This window comes from Bradyrhizobium sp. LB8.2 (genome assembly GCF_040548035.1).
GTDB lineage: Bacteria > Pseudomonadota > Alphaproteobacteria > Rhizobiales > Xanthobacteraceae > Bradyrhizobium.
Genome location: NZ_JBEPQV010000043.1, coordinates 40,214 through 56,556, shown reverse-complemented (window position 1 = coordinate 56,556; position 16,343 = coordinate 40,214). Strand labels below are relative to the sequence as shown.

Here is a 16,343-nt window from a genome sequence, read left to right as displayed (position 1 = left end):
GGCCGTGCCGTTATACACGACGTTGCTGCTCGCGGTCGCGCTGGCGAAGCTCGTCGTGCCGCGCAGGTCGGCCGCCGTCGCACCCGAGATCGAGGCGGAGACGTTGGACTTGGTGGAGTAGCCGACGGTGGTCTGCAGCGCCTGGTTGGCGATCGACTTCGCAGAGTCGATCAGCTTCTGCAACGAGGTGATGCCGGTGTTGGCAGCCTGCAGCACCTGCACACCGTTGGCGATGCCGTCGAGCAGATTGTTGATGTCGCTGGCGCGGTTGTCGAGCGACTGCGCGGTGAAGAAGTTGGTGGGATTGTCCAGGGCCGAGTTGACGCTCTTGCCGGTCGACAGACGGTTCTGCGTGGTGGCGAGAAGGTCAGCGGTGGACTGGAGGGAGAGCAGGTTCTGGCGAACCGACGAGGAGAGGACGATACCTGACATGACTCTGTTACCTTTCTGGTAAACGACGCTACTGTTACTCGTCTGCTTGGATCGAGATGGACCCAGCGACCGGCGGACCGTGGGGCGGAGTCCTCTAACGAAACATGAAATGGAATCGGCGCTTTTGCTGAGTCGGCGCGCGATTCGCCCGATCTGCACACGAGCGACGCTGCGCCGCCGGGCGAATTCGACGTTGATGTAATTGAGCTTTTCGGCGGCGTGGGCCGGGATTTACAACTCGTTAACTAGTCTTGATGGAGTATTGCGCCCTGACCCGCCGCAACACACGCTCGGTTACGAAAGCGTTGATGGAGAACAGGCATGGCCCTCAAGGTCGAGCTCAGACCGCACGAACGCATCATCGTCGGTAACTGCGTGATAACCAACACCGACCAGCGCGCCCGCCTTCTGATCGACGGCGACAACGTGCCGATCCTGCGCGAGCGCGACATCCTCACGCCGGAGACCGCCGACACGCCCGCCAAGCTCGTCTATCTGGCGGTCCAGCTCATGTACATCTCGCCGGATCCGCAGACCCAGCACGGCACTTATTTCAACCTGGTGCGCGACATCGTTACCGCAGTGCCGAGCTCCTGGCCGATCATCGAAGGCATCAACAACAACATCCTCAACGGCGATCTCTATCGCGCACTGAAGGACGCTCGCAAGTTGATAGCCTACGAAGAAAAGCTGCGGGGCCAGTTCGAGGCCACGCGTCCCAAGGCTGAAGCGGACCAGGACGACGTCAGCACCGCCGCCTGATATAGCCCGTTCGCGCGGCAGCGCTGTGCAAACGACCAGACCGCGCAAACGACAACGGCCCCGGATCGCCTCCGGGGCCGTTGTCGTTTCAGGCCTGCATCAATACTCCTGCGCCACGAGCGGCGGCGCTTCGACCTCGATCACAGTATCGCGGCTCCGCCGTCCGCCGAATTCCAGCACCGCTGCGACCAGCGCGTCGATGTCCGTCTCGTCGGTTCGGTGATTGACGATCGCGGCGCGGATCGCAAACTTGCCGCCCAGCGTCGTGCTTGAGGGCGCCGCGATACCGGACTCCTGGATGTCGGCGACGACCTCCCGATTGACCTCATCGGGGGCGCGGTAGCGGAAGCAGACGATGTTGAGATTGACCGGTGCCAGCAATTCCAGCCGCGGCTCGGCGAGAACGCGCGTCTCCAGATATTTCGCCAGGGCACAGCTTCGCGCGATCACCGCGCCGAGCCGATCGGTGCCGAACGTCTTCAGCGTGAACCACGTCTTCAGCGCACGGAAGCCACGCGATAGATCGGGACCGAGATCACAGGGCCAGATCGCGCCCGCCGCAAGCCCTCTCGCCTCGCGGCGCAGATAGGCCGCGGGCTGCGCAAAGGCCTGCCGATGCTGCTCGCCGTCGCGCACCAGCAGAAAGCCGGCGTCATAAGGCACCTGCCCCCATTTGTGGAAGTCGAGCGCGATAGAATCCGCAAGCTCGATGCCGCCGATCAGCGGCGCAAGCTCGGGCGACAGGATCGCCAGCGCTCCGAAGGCGCCGTCGACGTGAAACCAGATTCCCTCCTCGCGGCACAGCTCCGCGATCGCCTTGAGATCGTCGACCGCGCCGATGTCGACCGTACCGGCGGATGCAACGACCAGGAACGGCTTGAAGCCGACATCGCGATCAATCGCGATCTGCGCACGCAGCGCAGCGACGTCGATACGATGATCGGCATCGACGCCGATCTTGCGCAGCGCATCGGTGCCGAGCCCGGCGACGTCCATCGCCCTCGCGACGCAACCATGCGCGGCCTGCGACGTGTAGGCGGTCAGAAGTGCGCCATCGTTGCCGATGCCGTACTGCCGCGCCAGCGTGCCGAGCGCGCTCGTACGTGCCACCAGCACCGCCATCAGATTGGCCATCGACGTGCCCGTCACGAAGATGCCGCTCGCGCTGTCGGGAAAGGCGAACAGGCGGCGCATCCAGCCGACGATCTGGCGTTCGACCTCGATCGGCATGTGGTCGCGGCCACCGAGATTGGCGTTGAGGCCTGCCGCGAGCATTTCCGCGACCATGCCGACCGCGGTGCCGCCGCCATGCACCCAGCCCATGAAACCCGGATGGACATTCCCCGTCGCGTAGGGCGCGACGTGCTCGGCGAATTCGCGATAGACGTCGGCGAGATCGCTTGCCTCGCGCGGCACGTCGGCCTTGAATGCCGCACGGACGCCGTCGGGGATCGGCTGCCACACCGGACGTGCGCGAACGTTGACGATGCCGTCGATCGTCTCGTCAAGCATGCGATGGGCGAGCGCACGAAACTCGCTCCAGTCCTGCGGATCGAGCGAAGTGTGCGTGACGGAGCTTTGCGTGTTGCGGATGATCTCGTTCATGCTGCACTCTCCTCGCTCGCTCTTGCATGCCGCGACAGCATCGTCGTGAATGCCGCAAAGATCTTGCGCATCTGCGGCGGCTTGTACGGAAACACGGCCGGCGGATCCATGTTGTGCACGACGGCAGTATTGTCGGCTTCGAAGACCAGCAGCTCGCGGTTCTGGTTCTCGGCGCAATCGACGATGAAGTAATCGAGGCCGACGCGCCTGCTCATCTCGTCGAGCGCGACTTTGTGGCGCGCGGCGAAAGCATGGTCGAAGTCGAGCATGAAGACGGCTTCTTCGGCCCGCTTCTCTTCGCTGAACGCCATGAAGGCGTTGAGATACCAGATGTCCCAGCGATCGGCGATCGCCATGTGGCAGGCATAGGGTTTGCCGTCGACCATGGCGAGGCGATATTTGCGGTAGAGCCCGTCGGGACTCGCATAGTCGACGAAACGCGCAAGGAAGAAGTCGTTCTCTTGCCGCTCGGCAAGATAGGCCGCGAGCGCCGCCGCGTCGTCGAGCTTGGCGAGCCCGACGCCGGCATGCGAGCCGCGCGGCCGCGCGATCATCGGAAAGTGCAGTTCGCCCGCGATGTCTTCGCAGGCGATGTTCCCTGTCGAGAGATCCGACAATTGCGCGCGCGTCGCGTGGATGGTCGCGGGAATGTCGAGGCCGGGCACGCCCGCCAGCAACCGATACAGCTTGTCGCGATCGAGATTGCCGATGAGATCGGGGCGATTGAGCAGCGGCCGCGGCCAGCGCGGCGCGGCCTTCTCGATCAGCGCGAGCGCCTCCCGGCATTCTTCGGAATCGGATGCAATCACGATGGCGACGTCGTGCTCGGGCAGATTTTCCGGCAGGCCGATGCCCTTGACCACGTAGAGCGTCAACAGCTCAATGTCGGAGTCTTCAAGCAGGAAGTCGATCGGCGTGTTGCCGCCCATGTCGATATCGGCGGCGAGTGCGAGCACACGCAGGCGGGGTTTTGGAACAGCGCAAGGCGTACGAAACAATTGGTGGAAGGAGAGCACCTCGGTCTGGATCACGAGCCCGGCCTCCTTCTCGCCGAGAAGCTGGGCAATCAGCGACAGATCCAGGCCTTCGCCCGCCTCCGCCGTCCCCTCATCGATCCGCGCCAGCAGCCGGTCGCGCAACGGATGCAGGTCGCCGCCCTCGAATGCCCGGCGCGTCAATTGCGCAAAGCCGATCCGGTCGGCATGGTTCGGCGCGGTCACGCCGATCGGCGCGGAAACTGGATGTTGCATCTCACACCTCGAACGCGGACTTCTCGATCTTCACCAGGACATGGGCGATGCGATCGAGAACGTGTTGCACATTGCGTTGCGCCTGCAGGCCTTTCAGCACCAGCAGCGCGCCGCTGAAAGCGGAGCCGCCGAAGAATTTCGAGCCGGTGGTCAGCACCATGTAACCGCGGTCGAGATAGGAGCGCAGCCGCCGGCGACCGAGCCGCGCCTGACGGGCGTCGACGACAATTTGAACCTTGCGCGGCCAGCGCCACGCGATCTCATCAAGACACGCCTCGCTTGGGGCACGCCAACCGAGTTTTGACGAATCCATGATCTGCAACAAAACGCGCCGACCTTGCGCGAGGCTGGTTTCGACCGCGCGCAGCACCGCTGCATTGGCGTCCGGGCGCATCGCAATGCCTGCCGCCATGTCGATCAGCGGCACCGCAATGCTGTCGCCGGCGAGCCTCGCCACCGCGCCGTCCTTGCGCACGGCAATTCCGCCTGCCATCTGCGAGATCGTCGAGCCGCTCTCGGGCTCGGTAGCTGACAGACGGGATGCGCCGGCGCTCATCCCGAAAGCCTCACGCCGCATCGGCAGCGGCGGCAGCGGGCGCCGGTGCGAATTGCGAGGTGATGTCGCCGTGGAACACCGATGGCCCGACGTGATCGAGCGAGCTCTGTATGTCCGCCCAGATCTCGCCGCCGATGTCGGTCCAGCGCTTGCAGAAGGCGAAGTCCTCGGAGAGATAGGTGCCGGTCGCCGGATCGATCATGCATTCGAACAGGGCAAACCGGTTCTTGCTCGCCACCAGCGTGTCGTGCGAATGCTCGCGGAAGAATTGCAGGCTGGCGTAGTCCGGATGGCGGCACATCGCCTCCAGCACATGGCGCCGGATCATCAGGAAGCCGGTGCCGGCGTAGCGCACGCGAGTGAAGCCGTTGACCACCACGATGCGATCCGGATCCTCGATCTCGAGCACGTAATCGAGCGATGCGGCCGGCACGTCGGTGCGGCCGGCTTCGATCGCGCGCTTCGCCTTGTCCCAGTTGACCCGCTTGATCGGATAGCAGCCGGCAACGACATCCGCGCCGCACTCGATCAGCCGGAACACCTGCTCCGGCTTGAAGCCGATGTCGGCGTCGATGAACAGGAAATGCGTCGCGTCGGGATCGTCCAGGAACATCGCGGCCAGATTGGCCCGCGCCCGCGTGATCAGCGCGTCGCCGTCCCGCAGCAGCACCTTGAGCTCGATATTGGCCATGCCGTGTACGGCGCGCTGGAGCGCGAAGATCGAGCTTGCATAGATGCTCGTCACCTGCCCGCCAAAACATGGCGTGGCCACCACCAGTTTCATCTTGTCCGACATCGGCAGCTCCGCCCCGCTCCAATCCTCACCAAGAGGTAAAGAGGCATGGTTAACGGCGCCTTAACGCCCCCTAAAGGAACTTGACGAGCGAGAGCTGCGAGAGGTTCGAGGTAACCTGGTAGGACGCCTGGAGCGCGTTCTGGAGCGACAGGATCTCGCTCGCGACTTGGTCCGGCGAAGCCGATTCCGCCTGGTCGATGATGGTCTGGAGCTGCGCCTTGGCCTGGGTCTGGCGCGAGCTTGCGTCCTTCATCGTGTTCTGGGACATCGCGAGGTCGGTCTGGATGTCCTCGATGCGCTGCTGGCCGGGTTGCTTGGTCAGCGCCTGCGTCACCCGCAGGCTGAGCGCGGCGACCTGCCCGCCCGAATATTGTCCGGCCGGCGAGGTCGAGAACGTCCCGAACACGGCGACCGCCTGCAATTCCTTGCGGATCGCGTCCTCGTTGGCCTGCGCGCCGTACTGCACCGTGACGGAATCGTCGACCCGCGCCATCGCGGTGGAGCGCGGCGAGCCGGGGCCGTCATTGCCCTGGTACCATTTCACGGTGGTGGCCGATCCGTTGACCAGCGTCGTCGCCGAGCTTGCGGGCGACGAGCCGATGCGCAGCGGCGGTTGCGTGGCGGTCACGGGCGTGGAAGCGAAACCAAGCGAACCGAGCGCTCCCGTATTCGAGGTCGTGATGCTCAGGTTCGCCGCATCGTCGGTGTTGATCGTGATCGAGCCGCCATGGACCGTCGAGGGCTTCGAGGTCCCCGTGATCTGGTCGATCTTGCTCATCAGCGTCTGGATGCTGTCGCCGACGTTGAGCTGGTTGCCGGTCGCCCCCGAACTGACGAAGGAGAGCGTGGTGCCGTTGACGGTGATGGTGTCGCCGGCGACGAAGCCCGGCGAAATCGAGTCCGAGGGGCTCGCGCCGGACAACGCCGTCGCGCCGGTCACGGGCGCCGGCGGCGCCGCCTGGTTGTTGACGGACGTGCCGATCGCCGAGCTCGCGGTGTTGAAGAAGTTGTCGCCGGCAGTCACCGCGGATGCCGCCACCAGCGCAGTGTTGGCGAGCTTCGTGATCGCGGTGTTCAGCGCGGTGTTGAGACTGGTCTGGGTGTTGGCCGGGTTGACCGGAACGCTTGCATCGATTGCAAAGCTGCCGACTGGCGTTGGCGTGGCGGTCGACGCAGTCAGGTCGATCTGCTCGGTCGAGCCGTCGGGCAGCGTGAACTTCACGCTGAGCTTGTCGCCATTGTTCGGATTGGTGCCGTTGAGATTCACCGAGAATGACACCGGCGAGCCGCTCGGGCCGGTGACCGTCGCGCCAGTCAGCGTCGAGGAGACCGCCGCGATCTTGAGCCCGAATGGCGATCCGGCAACGTCCTCGGACACCTGCACCGCGCCCGACGGCAATGACGTCTGCACCAACCGCCCCGTGCCGGTGCCGAGATCGGCGGCCTGGCGCTCGGCCAGGACGGTCTTGAAGCCCGCCTGCGTCGTGGTGCCGTTGATGATGTCGCCGGCATCCGCGACCGGCTGCGTGTTGACGGCGGTTCCGGAGAGCAGATAGCGGTTGCCCGCCTGCGTGTTGAGCACGCCGACCATCGACCCGAACTGGGCAGCGGCGGTGTTCTGCGCGACCGTCTGGCCGTTGACGTTGAGATCCTGCGCGGTGTTGGCTGAGCCCGTCTGCACCGTGTTGCGGATCGTGGTCAGCGACTGCAGCGCGGTGTTGGCGAGGTTGATGCTGACATTGACGTTGGTGATCGTGTCGGTATAGGCGGCGATATTGGACAGCTGCGCGCGCGAGGCGATCGCGAAGCCCTCGTTGGTCCCCATCCCGGAGTAGTTCTGCGACAGCTTGCCGGTCGACAGCTGCGTCGACAGATCGGTGAGCTGCGTGTTGATGTTGCGGATCTGCGAGCCGAGAACCGACGAGGAGTAGTTGATGCTGCTGATCGACATATTTCAGAGCCCTGTTACTAGTTACACTTGAGCCTGGAGCAACGTGTTCATCATACTCTGCACCACCGACATGACGTGGGCGTTGGCGGCGTAGGCATTCTGGAGCTGGATCAGGTTCGACATCTCCGAGTCCAGATTGACGCTGGAGGTCGAGTTGAACTTGGCCTGCAGCGTCGAGACCACGACACTCTGGCCCTGCTGGAGCTGGGTCGCCTGGGTCGCGGCATTGCCCTGAACGCTCAGGAACTGCTGGAGATAGTTCGAAACACTGCCGGCGAAGGGCTGGCTCGCCGAGCCGAGACCGCTCTGCGGCGAATAGGAGAACACCGCCGAGGTGAGCTGCGAATAGAGAAAGTCGGAGCGCGTGGTGTCGCCCGCGGGCGTCACCGGCGAGGTGTTGTAGACCGACAGCCTGGTCGGGTCGGTGGTCAGCTGCGTGTTCACGGCGATGCGCCCGGCAAGTCCGGTCATCTGCGAACCCGATGCGGTGATCGCGCCGGTGTAGAGCGCCTGCCCGCCGTCGGTGAACAGCGGCAGTTGCGGATTGCCCGAGGTCAGCGACGAGATCGTCTTGGTGATCGAGGACGAATTGACCTTGGCGAGGCCGGTGTTGTCGTCGGTCACCCGCAGTGTGGTGGCCGTCGCCGGCGACGGCGCGGCGGCGAACGACAGATGCGAGCTGGAAAGCGCGGTGTTGAGCGCCGAGGCGATCGCGCCCATGCCGCCGGAGAAGTTCACTCCGATCTGCATCGGATTGGCGTTGGTCGCGTTCTGGAGCGGCAGCGCGGCCGGATCGGTCACGTTGACCAGCGTGATCTGGCGCTGCGTGTTGGTGCTCGTGTCCGTGTAGGTGATGTTGACGCTGTTGCCCGGCGCTGCCCCGGCGAGGTCGAGATCGAACCCGGCCGGCGGACCGGACACCGTGCTGCCGGCCGTGGTCTTGTCCGACAGCGCGCTCGACATCGTCGCGGCGAGCTGGTCGATCTGGTTCTGCGCCTGCACCAGCGTCTGGTCGCGCAGCTTGAGATCGGCCGCGATCTGGCCCGAAGAAACCACGTTGTTGGCGACGACGTCAACCTGCGCGCCGTTCGGGAGCCTGATGTTGAACGCCCCCACACCGGACTTGGCCGGATCGATGTTGTAGAGCGAGGTCGCCGACAGCGCGCCGGCAGACGCAAAGGTGAATTGCGAGGCGAGCCCGGCGCCGACCAGCTGGATGCCGGTGGTGGTGTAGATGTTGGCCTGGTTCGAACCGTCGGTGGTGACGCGGACGTCGACATATTTCGACAGATTGTTGATGGCCTGGTCGCGCTGGTCCATCAGCGTCGCAGCCGAGGGGTCGGTTGCCGGCAGGCCCTGGAGCCTGGTGTTGATGTCGGCGATCTGCTGCATCGACGCGTTGGCAGCTAGCGCCGAGGTGCCGAGATCCTGCTCGACGTTGGAGCGCAGCGACTGGATGCCCTTGGTGGTGAGGTTGAGCTGCTGCGCCAGCGTCTGCGCCGCACCGAGAGCGACCGTTTGCGCCGACGACGAGCCCGCGCTGGTCGACAGCGCCTGCAATGCCGTGGTGAAATTGTTCAGCGCGGTTTCGAGCGTGCCGCTGTTGCCGGGCGTGCCATAGACATTCTGAAGCTGCTTCAGGATGTTGGCCATCTGGTCGGCGTAGCCGCTGCCGCCGGTCTCGGTGCGCAGCTGGTTCTGCACATAGGTGTCGAGCTCGCGGCTGACGCCGGTCGTCATCGCCGTCGAGCCGAAGTCGCCGGTGGTGACCTCGATCTGGTTCGGCTTCTGGACGACGTAACCCGGCGTCTGCGAGTTGGCGACGTTCGAGGAAACGATCGAGAGCGCGGCCTGGTTGGCACGCAGACCGCTCATCGCACTGGCGAGGGCTGAACTCAAACCCATGTTGACTTGCCGCCTTTGGTTACGTCACGCGCCAATCAGCGCAACACGTTCAAGAGGTCCTGCACCATCGAATTCGCCGTCGTGATCACCTTGGTGTTGGCCGAATAGGCCTGCTGGGTCACGATCAGCTTGGTGAATTCGTCGGCGATGTCGGTGTTCGAGCCTTCCAGCGACGAGCCGCTGATGGTGCCCGAAGCGCCGTCGATCGCCGGCCCCGACTGTTCGGTCGCAGCGTAAGCGCCGCCGTCGAGGGCCTTGAGGTAATTGGTGCCGTTGAAGTGCGACAACGCTACCTGTGCAAGGGCGAGGTTCTGGCCGTTGGAGAAGGTTCCGACCACGAGGCCGTTGTTGTTGACGGCGACGGAGCGGAGCTGACCCGCGGCGTAGCCGTTCTGGGTGATGGTGTTGATGGTCACCGCGCCGCTGGTGCTGGCATATTGCGTCAGCCCGCCCGAGGAGATGTTGAAGGAGACGGAGCCGAGCGACTGCCCGCTGACGCTGACGTTGTTGATGGTGATGCCCGAGCCGCTCGGAGAGGTCAGCGAGCCGTCGGAGGCAAAGGTGAAGGCCTGGCCGGTGTTGACCCAGCCGACCGTCGTGCCGGTCGCATTCGGGTCGGTCTGGTAGAACATGTTCCAGGTGTCGGCATGGCCCGCGCCCAGCGAGGCGCTGTCGGATTTGGCCCAGCGCAATTGCAGGTTCACCGGCGTGCCGGCGGCGTTGTAGGCGGTCACCGCGCCACCACTGATCGATTCCTTGGTGAAGGTCGCGATGTCGTTGCCGACCACGCCGCCCGTGCCGGCGGTGCCGCCGCCATCGCGGTTCTTGGTGATGGTCGAGGTGAAGCCGAGCGCGGCGAAGGCCGCACTGTTGGAGCTGGCTACCGACAGGTTGGAGACGGTGCCGGTGTTCAGCGTGATCACGCCGCCGGTGCTGACCGCAGACCCCGACGCACCGGAGAGAGCGTCGATCTTGCCGAGCAAGGTCGTGATGTTGTCGGTGATGTTGATCTGGTTCGCGCCTGATGCACCCGACGCCATGAAGGTCAGCGTCTGTCCGTCGACCGTGATGGTGTCGCCGGCCGCAAAGCCCGACGAGAGCACCTGGGCGCCGCCGGCCGACGCCGCGCCGCTCAGCACCGTGGAGCCCGAGATCGCGGGCGATGACAGCACGTTGCCGCCACGCGTCACGCTGCTGATGCCGAGCGCGGTGGCTGCCGTGCCGCTGTTGACCGCCACGTCGGTTCCGATGCCGCTCGATATCTGGATATTGCCGGTGGCGCTCAGCGACGCCGTGACGCCGGCACCGCCGGCGGTCTGGATCGCTTGCAGGATGTCGGCCACCGTGGCCGTCGTGCCCGCGCCGAGACCGATGGTGGTGTTGCTGCCGACCGTCGCAACGGTGGTGCCGCCGTTGAAGGTAACCGTGTTGCCGTTGATGGTCAGCGTCTGGCCGCCGAGCGCTGTGAGGATGCTGGAGGCGAGATGCGTGCCCACGGCATTATCAAGGGAGGTGGTGGTCGAGGCCACCGCGGACGAGTTGTTCTGGAGCGCAACCGTGCCCGTCCCCGTGGTCGACGAGTAAGCGGAGCGGATGTTACCCGTGGCGGCCGCACCGGCAGCCGTCGCGTTGGCATAGGGGGCGGGCGGTGTGCCCACGGGCAGCGGGTTGGCTGAGAAGTCCGACGGATTGAGTCCGCCAGCCGCCAGCAGCGTGCCGGTCGACGCCGTCGTGCTCGCCACCGTGTTCGGCTGGGTCGGCAGGTTCGCCGCGTACTGGATCGAGGTGGTCGCCTGCGCCGGGATGAAATTGTTCTGGAATTTCAGGACCGTCGCCACGTTGCCCTGCGGGTTGCCGGTCTTCGGGTCGACCGTGACGCCCATCAGATAGTAGCCGGCGCCATTGACCAGATTGCCATTGGCATTGAGCTGGAAGTCGCCGCGCCTCGTGTAATAGGTGACGCCGCTGAACACCGGCACGTTGTCGACGATGCCGGTTGCCTTCTGGATCGAGAAGAAGCCGTCGCCGGTGATCGCCATGTTGGTGGCGACGGTGGAGCCCGAAATCGTGCCCTGCGTGGTGATGGTGGCCTTGGCGTTGGCCGTCACGCCGCCGGCGACCTGCTTGCTCGGCACCGAGGAGTCCGGAATGAGATCGACGAAGCTGGTCCCGATGCCCTTGTAACCGGTGGTGGATGAGTTCGCGATGTTGCCGGAAATGTTCTGCAGCGCGTAGGACTGCGCCTGCAGGCCACCCACCGAGGTGTTCATTGCATCGAAGATACCCATAACTTTGTCTCCAGATCCGATCTCGGCGGCCGGTCGACCATGGCCGCAGTCGGAGGAGACTGTCGCAAGGGCTATGCCAATGCGGGTTTTCTCAGGAAATCAACGACTTAAATAGGAATGCCCCGGTCACATGACCGGGGCACAATTGCCGGGCCGGCAACAATTGCCGGGATCTCATAGCGTTTTCGAGCGAAGTGGCACCCGGTTCGCGTGAAGAAAACGCGTCAATCAAAGAGCCTTCACGTCGCCGATGCAGCAGCGGGGTGGAACACCATCCCGAAACCGTCGATGCAGTAGCGCAATCCGGTCGGCTTCGGACCGTCGTCGAAGACGTGGCCGAGATGGCCGCCGCAACGGCGGCAATGCACTTCGGTGCGGAGCATGCCGAAAGTGCGGTCCTCGGTCTTGCCGACATTGCCCTCGATCGGCTGGTAGAAGCTCGGCCAGCCGGTGCCGCTCTCGAATTTGGTGTCGGACGCAAACAGCGCCAGGTCGCAGCCGGCGCAGGCGAAGACGCCCTTGCGATGCTCCTTGAGCAACGGGCTGGAGCCCGGCCGCTCGGTGCCCTCCTTGCGCAGGATCTCATATTGCTGCGGCGTGAGCTGGGCGCGCCACTCGGCGTCCGTCTTCTCGATCTCGAATTTTTGCTCGAATTTTTGCGCGGCCTTCTCACCGGCTTCCGCGGGCGATGCTCTGAGCCAGCGGAAGGCCGCAAGGCCGAACAGGCCGGCGACAGTCGTCAACAGGATGCGGCGGTCAAACATCTCATTCTCCGTGCGCAGGAAGTCCACGCTCTGAGATACGGGCTCTAACGGCCGACGTTACAACTTCCGGGCGGAATTCTTCTCAACTTATTGCGAGACGCCCTCGTCTTGCGAGACCGGTTCCAACGCCTCGGCCGCAGGTTTCGGCGGCTGGGCCAGCCGCGGCCTGACGCCCGGCGGCGGGCGGCGCGGACCGGTGCCGGCGGCCCGGTTGGCTTCGGCGAGGCGCGCCTCGCGTTCCCGGTCCTTGACCCGCGCCCGTTCGCGGTAGCGGGCGAGCGAGCCTGCGGCAGCGGAGCTCGCCCTGCTCCAGATCCCGACCATCTGGCCCGCGGCGCGGCCGGTCGCGCCGCCCGCCCAGACCAGCTCGAACGGCGAGAACAGCCGCCAGCGCTCGTCGCCCAACAGAATGCTGCGCGCGATCATCTGCCCGGCCATGGCCGAGGTGTTCATGCCCTGGCGGCCGAACCCGCTCGCCACCCACAGGCCTTTGCGCAACTGGCCGATCTGCGGCATGCCGTGCACGGTCTGGCCAGTGGCGCCGCCGAATGTTTCGGTGATTTCGACATTGCCGAGTTGGGGGAAGATGGACCGGACCCGCCGCCTGACGGCGCCCGCAAAGCGTTGCGGTCGCGCCGCCCAGGTGGTCTCCGGGCTCTCCCACATCAGGCGGTCGCCATCGACGATCCGGAAATGGTCGACGCCATCGGAATCCATCACCGATCCCTTGAAGGCGATGATCTCGTGCACGCGCTCGCCGAGCGGCGCGGTGATGCCGGCATAGCGCCAGACCGGCAGCAGCGTTTCCGACAGGCGCCGCAGCGGCGCACCAAGATGGATGTTGCCAGCGAGCACGATGTGGGTGGCGCGCAGCCGCGCCGAGGGCGTGACGATGCGCTTGCGAAGGCTGGAATGATCGATGCTGACGACCGGCGTGTCCTCGAAGATGCGCGCTCCGGCCCGCCGCGCCAGCGCCGCGAGGCCGTGCACATATTTGCGGCCGTCGAGCTGGAACGCCCGAGGATAGTACACCCCGTGGAAATAGCGATCGGTCTTGAGCACCTCGCGGACGCGGTCGGCCTGCCAGCCCTCGACCTCGGTGTCGAAATCCCCCGCGAGCATCTGCAACCGGCTGATCAGCCGGTCGCCGGCATCGACGTTGGAGACCTCCAGCACGCCGTCGCTCGGGCCGATCCCCGGCATGTTCGCTTCCGTCGCGTTGGCCCGAACGAACTCGGCGCCCTCCTTCGACAACGTCCACAATTCCCGCGCGTCCTCGAAACCGATGCGCTCGATCAGCTCGGTGAGCGGCAGCGCGAATCCCGGCATCACGGTGCCGAGCTGGTTGCCCGAGGCGTTCCAGCCGATATGGCGGCCCTCGAGCACCGCGACGCTGGCCCCGAGCCGGGCCGCCTCCAGCGCGATGGAGAGCCCGGCAAGCCCGGCCCCGATGACGCAGATGTCCGCATCGAGGTCGAACGACAGCCGCGCGCGGTCGCGAAAGCCGGCTTCTTCCTGGGACACGCTTGTGAAAGTCTCGTTCATGTTGTTTTCTTAGAGCATGATCCGGAAAAGTGTGCAGCGGTTTTCCGAAAAGATCATGCTCAAGACAATAATTTGAAGCGCGATGATCATTTGTCCCAATCTCATTGCGCTTTAAAGGACTGAGCGGCCGCTTGTCACCTTGTCCTCGACCAGCGCCTGTAGATTATCCTGGTCGCGTAACGATTCGAGAATGCCATGCGCCGTTTACTGCTGCTGCGTCACGCCAAGACCGAGATCGACGCGCCGAGCGGCCGTGACCGGGATCGCCGTCTCGACGACCGCGGCCAACGGGATTCCGCGCAGCTCGGCGACTGGATCGCCGCCCATCCGCCGTTCCCCGAGGCCGTGCTGGTGTCGCATGCCGTCCGGGCCCGGCAGACCTGGGACATCGTCTGGGAGGCGATGAAGGACCGCGTCGCGGCGCCGCAGGTCGAAATCCTGTCGGAACTCTACGGCGCCGATCCCGCGCAGATCCTGGAGACCATTCGCACTGCAACCGTCCCGGCCGACCCGAAGCAGTTGCTGCTGATTGGGCACAATCCGGGCATGCATGAGGTCGCCTTGATGCTGGTGGGTGGCGGCGATCCGGCCGGCGCCAAGGCGATCGCCGACAACCTGCCCACCGCAGGGCTTGCTATCTTCGATTTTGACGTCAAGGATTGGGGCGATGTGGCCTACCGCCGCGGCAAACTGGTGCAGTTCGTCAGCCCAAAGCTGCTTCGTTAGCTCAAGGCTGCTTCGATCGGAATGAGACGCGCGGGCGCCGTCTCGACCGATTGATCCAGCCTGGTCACAAGACTTCCTGACCGGAAGATTGGAGGCGCAGATGTTCAAGTCCATCCTCGTACCCATCGACCTCGCCGACACCGACCTCGCCAAGCCGGCGATCGCGACCGCGGCCACGCTGTCGCAGACCTGGAGCGGCGTGGTGCGCCTGCTCAACGTGCTGCCGATGACGCCGGTGATGCTGGCCGAATACGTGCCGGCCGATTTCGACGAACAGCAGCGCCAGGCCTCGGAAGAAGCCCTCGCCATCGTCGCGCGCGAATCCGGCATCGAGGCTTCCCACATCTCCAGCGTGGTGCGGCAGGGCGGCATCTACCACGAAATCCTGGAGGAAGCCGTGCACATGAAGGCCGAGCTGATCGTGATGACCTCGCACCGGCCAGCGATGCGCACCTATTTCCTCGGCTCCAACGCCGGGCACGTCGTGCGTTACGCGAAATGCTCGGTGCTGGTGGTCAGGCACTGAGCGGTGCTCCGTCATTGCGAGCGCAGCGAAGCAATCCAGAATCTTTCCGCGGCGACAGTCTGGATTGCTTCGCTGCGCTCGCAATGACGATGTTGAAGCATTGTGCGCCTATCACCCCGGCTACGAGATCTTGCGTTGCCTGACGGGCAAAACACACCAGCGGCGGGTCAACACCATCGCCGATAATATTCCACTTTACCGAAATTCGGAAACGGCGTATATCTCGCCGCAACCCGGCCCAAGGAAGGGGCGTATCGCGATCGTCACGAACGCGGGCCGGACGGCGGCGGACGCTGATAACATCGGCGCGAACGGCTTCGCAGGGCGGGCAACCGTGAGCAAAGGCCTCGCGCACACGACCGGTGTGATCGGCGTACGGCAAAATCGTGTGGTCCTGGCGCCCGGGGTCTGTGCGCCAAGTCTTGCGGTGATGTGGCGGCCCGACCGGGTCCGCGCATCAGCCATCCGCAAGGCGACGGGGGCAATAGTGCACCGCTCCCCGAGGAGAGCACGGCATAAGCCGTAAAACCGCTGCGCAGGGAAGGCCGGTTGTTTGGCTTCACCTGTATGCCGCTGTGCAATTTTCTTACGACAACTTCGCACAGTGGACCGCGGGTGCCAGCCGGCACCCGGTCTTCCCTGCGCCCTCTTTCTTGAGAGGGCAAGGCGACGAAGCAAAGCTCGGGCGAAACAAGCCGCGAGGATGAACAGCTATGTCTATCGATGAGCAACGGTCTCGTGCCCCGGACGCAGCGCAGCGCTACTTCAGCGGTGCGCAGAGCCGGGGCCCATGCGTCAGCGAGTGCAGTTGGCCTTTGGGTCCCGGCTCTGCGCCGCAACGCTTGCGCGCTGCGTCGCGTCCGGGACACGAGAGAGCGTCTTACAAATACCGCGTCAGTTCGGCTTTGACCTGACCGTAGACCGCGTCCTCGATCTGGCTGCGCGTGATCCCGATGTCGCGCAGCGCGCGGTCGTCGAGCTCGTTCAGTGTCTTGACGGCGGAGCGGTGCTCAAGGCGCTCGAACAGCGCATAGGCGCCGTTGGCGAGGGTGCGGAAGAATCCGCCCGTCGAGGATGAGCGTAAACTCCGCCCGGCAGTCTGCGAGATCGTGGTCATTGTCCTTCTCCGGCCTATGGTCCACGCGGCGAAGCGGATGCCGTTGGCGCAAGCGCTTGAGCGCCTGCACCTGATCTGCCGTCGGATTGCTCTCGCTCTCCTCGGCTCAATCGTGGACCT

General features: G+C 64.9%; 13 protein-coding genes and 1 pseudogene. 3 read left to right on the top strand and 11 right to left on the bottom strand.

The window, feature by feature from the left end:
* On the bottom strand, window positions 1-432 hold a 432-nt coding region (locus tag ABIB06_RS35040; RefSeq protein ID WP_502916585.1), incomplete at its 3' end, for a flagellin N-terminal helical domain-containing protein.
* Between the two features lie 321 nt (window positions 433-753).
* Between ABIB06_RS35040 and flbT the strand changes: the two genes are divergently transcribed.
* Window positions 754-1,194 (top strand): flagellar biosynthesis repressor FlbT, encoded by a 441-nt coding sequence (gene flbT, locus ABIB06_RS35035; RefSeq protein ID WP_247351989.1) that lies wholly within the window; start codon window positions 754-756, stop codon window positions 1,192-1,194.
* A gap of 99 nt (window positions 1,195-1,293) precedes the next feature.
* Here flbT and ABIB06_RS35030 read toward each other — a convergent pair whose 3' ends face one another.
* The 9 genes and pseudogenes from ABIB06_RS35030 to ABIB06_RS34990 form a co-directional block, all read right to left on the bottom strand.
* Complete coding sequence (locus tag ABIB06_RS35030) at window positions 1,294-2,799, bottom strand: pyridoxal phosphate-dependent decarboxylase family protein (RefSeq protein WP_354052874.1); 1,506 nt, start codon at window positions 2,797-2,799, stop codon at window positions 1,294-1,296.
* A complete protein-coding gene (locus ABIB06_RS35025) occupies window positions 2,796-4,049 on the bottom strand; it encodes an ATP-grasp domain-containing protein (protein WP_354052872.1) in 1,254 nt (417 codons plus the stop codon). The genes ABIB06_RS35030 and ABIB06_RS35025 overlap by 4 nt, the downstream gene beginning before the upstream one ends.
* 85 nt (window positions 4,050-4,134) lie before the next feature.
* Window positions 4,135-4,548, bottom strand: a pseudogene (locus ABIB06_RS35020) (hypothetical protein); the annotation flags it as partial.
* Window positions 4,549-4,615: 67 nt separating this feature from the next.
* Complete coding sequence (locus ABIB06_RS35015) at window positions 4,616-5,401, bottom strand: hypothetical protein (RefSeq protein ID WP_247446396.1); 786 nt, start codon at window positions 5,399-5,401, stop codon at window positions 4,616-4,618.
* A gap of 70 nt (window positions 5,402-5,471) precedes the next feature.
* A complete protein-coding gene (locus ABIB06_RS35010) occupies window positions 5,472-7,352 on the bottom strand; it encodes a flagellar protein (protein ID WP_354052870.1) in 1,881 nt (626 codons plus the stop codon).
* A gap of 21 nt (window positions 7,353-7,373) precedes the next feature.
* Window positions 7,374-9,257 (bottom strand): flagellar hook-associated protein FlgK, encoded by a 1,884-nt coding sequence (flgK, locus tag ABIB06_RS35005; protein WP_354052869.1) that lies wholly within the window; start codon window positions 9,255-9,257, stop codon window positions 7,374-7,376.
* 35 nt (window positions 9,258-9,292) lie between these two features.
* Window positions 9,293-11,545, bottom strand: a complete 2,253-nt coding sequence (locus ABIB06_RS35000; protein ID WP_354052867.1) for a flagellar hook-basal body complex protein — start codon at window positions 11,543-11,545, stop codon at window positions 9,293-9,295.
* 239 nt (window positions 11,546-11,784) lie between these two features.
* Window positions 11,785-12,309, bottom strand: a complete 525-nt coding sequence (msrB, locus tag ABIB06_RS34995) for a peptide-methionine (R)-S-oxide reductase MsrB (protein WP_354052866.1) — start codon at window positions 12,307-12,309, stop codon at window positions 11,785-11,787.
* Between the two features lie 87 nt (window positions 12,310-12,396).
* A complete protein-coding gene (locus tag ABIB06_RS34990; protein ID WP_354052864.1) occupies window positions 12,397-13,854 on the bottom strand; it encodes an NAD(P)/FAD-dependent oxidoreductase in 1,458 nt (485 codons plus the stop codon).
* A 195-nt stretch (window positions 13,855-14,049) separates the two neighbouring features.
* Here ABIB06_RS34990 and ABIB06_RS34985 point away from each other — a divergent pair, with 195 nt between their 5' ends.
* Together ABIB06_RS34985 and ABIB06_RS34980 are read left to right on the top strand one after the other, a co-directional pair.
* Window positions 14,050-14,580 (top strand): SixA phosphatase family protein, encoded by a 531-nt coding sequence (locus ABIB06_RS34985; protein ID WP_354052862.1) that lies wholly within the window; start codon window positions 14,050-14,052, stop codon window positions 14,578-14,580.
* Between the two features lie 100 nt (window positions 14,581-14,680).
* Window positions 14,681-15,106 carry a universal stress protein gene (locus ABIB06_RS34980; RefSeq protein ID WP_354052861.1) on the top strand — a complete coding sequence of 142 codons (426 nt, stop codon included), beginning with the start codon at window positions 14,681-14,683 and terminating at the stop codon, window positions 15,104-15,106.
* Between the two features lie 880 nt (window positions 15,107-15,986).
* Here the strand turns inward: ABIB06_RS34980 and ABIB06_RS34975 are convergent.
* Window positions 15,987-16,223 carry a DUF1127 domain-containing protein gene (locus ABIB06_RS34975; RefSeq protein ID WP_247352012.1) on the bottom strand — a complete coding sequence of 79 codons (237 nt, stop codon included), beginning with the start codon at window positions 16,221-16,223 and terminating at the stop codon, window positions 15,987-15,989.
* Window positions 16,224-16,343 lie beyond the last annotated feature (120 nt).

Excerpts from the sequence above, each read along its gene's own strand:
- flbT (WP_247351989.1), top strand. The coding sequence starts at position 754 with ATGGCCCTCAAGGTCGAGCTCAGACCGCACGAACGCATCATCGTCGGT.
- ABIB06_RS35030 (WP_354052874.1), bottom strand. The coding sequence starts at position 2,799 with ATGAACGAGATCATCCGCAACACGCAAAGCTCCGTCACGCACACTTCG.
- ABIB06_RS35025 (WP_354052872.1), bottom strand. The coding sequence starts at position 4,049 with ATGCAACATCCAGTTTCCGCGCCGATCGGCGTGACCGCGCCGAACCAT.
- ABIB06_RS35015 (WP_247446396.1), bottom strand. The coding sequence starts at position 5,401 with ATGTCGGACAAGATGAAACTGGTGGTGGCCACGCCATGTTTTGGCGGG.
- ABIB06_RS35010 (WP_354052870.1), bottom strand. The coding sequence starts at position 7,352 with ATGTCGATCAGCAGCATCAACTACTCCTCGTCGGTTCTCGGCTCGCAG.
- flgK (WP_354052869.1), bottom strand. The coding sequence starts at position 9,257 with ATGGGTTTGAGTTCAGCCCTCGCCAGTGCGATGAGCGGTCTGCGTGCC.
- ABIB06_RS35000 (WP_354052867.1), bottom strand. The coding sequence starts at position 11,545 with ATGGGTATCTTCGATGCAATGAACACCTCGGTGGGTGGCCTGCAGGCG.
- msrB (WP_354052866.1), bottom strand. The coding sequence starts at position 12,309 with ATGTTTGACCGCCGCATCCTGTTGACGACTGTCGCCGGCCTGTTCGGC.
- ABIB06_RS34990 (WP_354052864.1), bottom strand. The coding sequence starts at position 13,854 with ATGAACGAGACTTTCACAAGCGTGTCCCAGGAAGAAGCCGGCTTTCGC.
- ABIB06_RS34985 (WP_354052862.1), top strand. The coding sequence starts at position 14,050 with ATGCGCCGTTTACTGCTGCTGCGTCACGCCAAGACCGAGATCGACGCG.
- ABIB06_RS34980 (WP_354052861.1), top strand. The coding sequence starts at position 14,681 with ATGTTCAAGTCCATCCTCGTACCCATCGACCTCGCCGACACCGACCTC.
- ABIB06_RS34975 (WP_247352012.1), bottom strand. The coding sequence starts at position 16,223 with ATGACCACGATCTCGCAGACTGCCGGGCGGAGTTTACGCTCATCCTCG.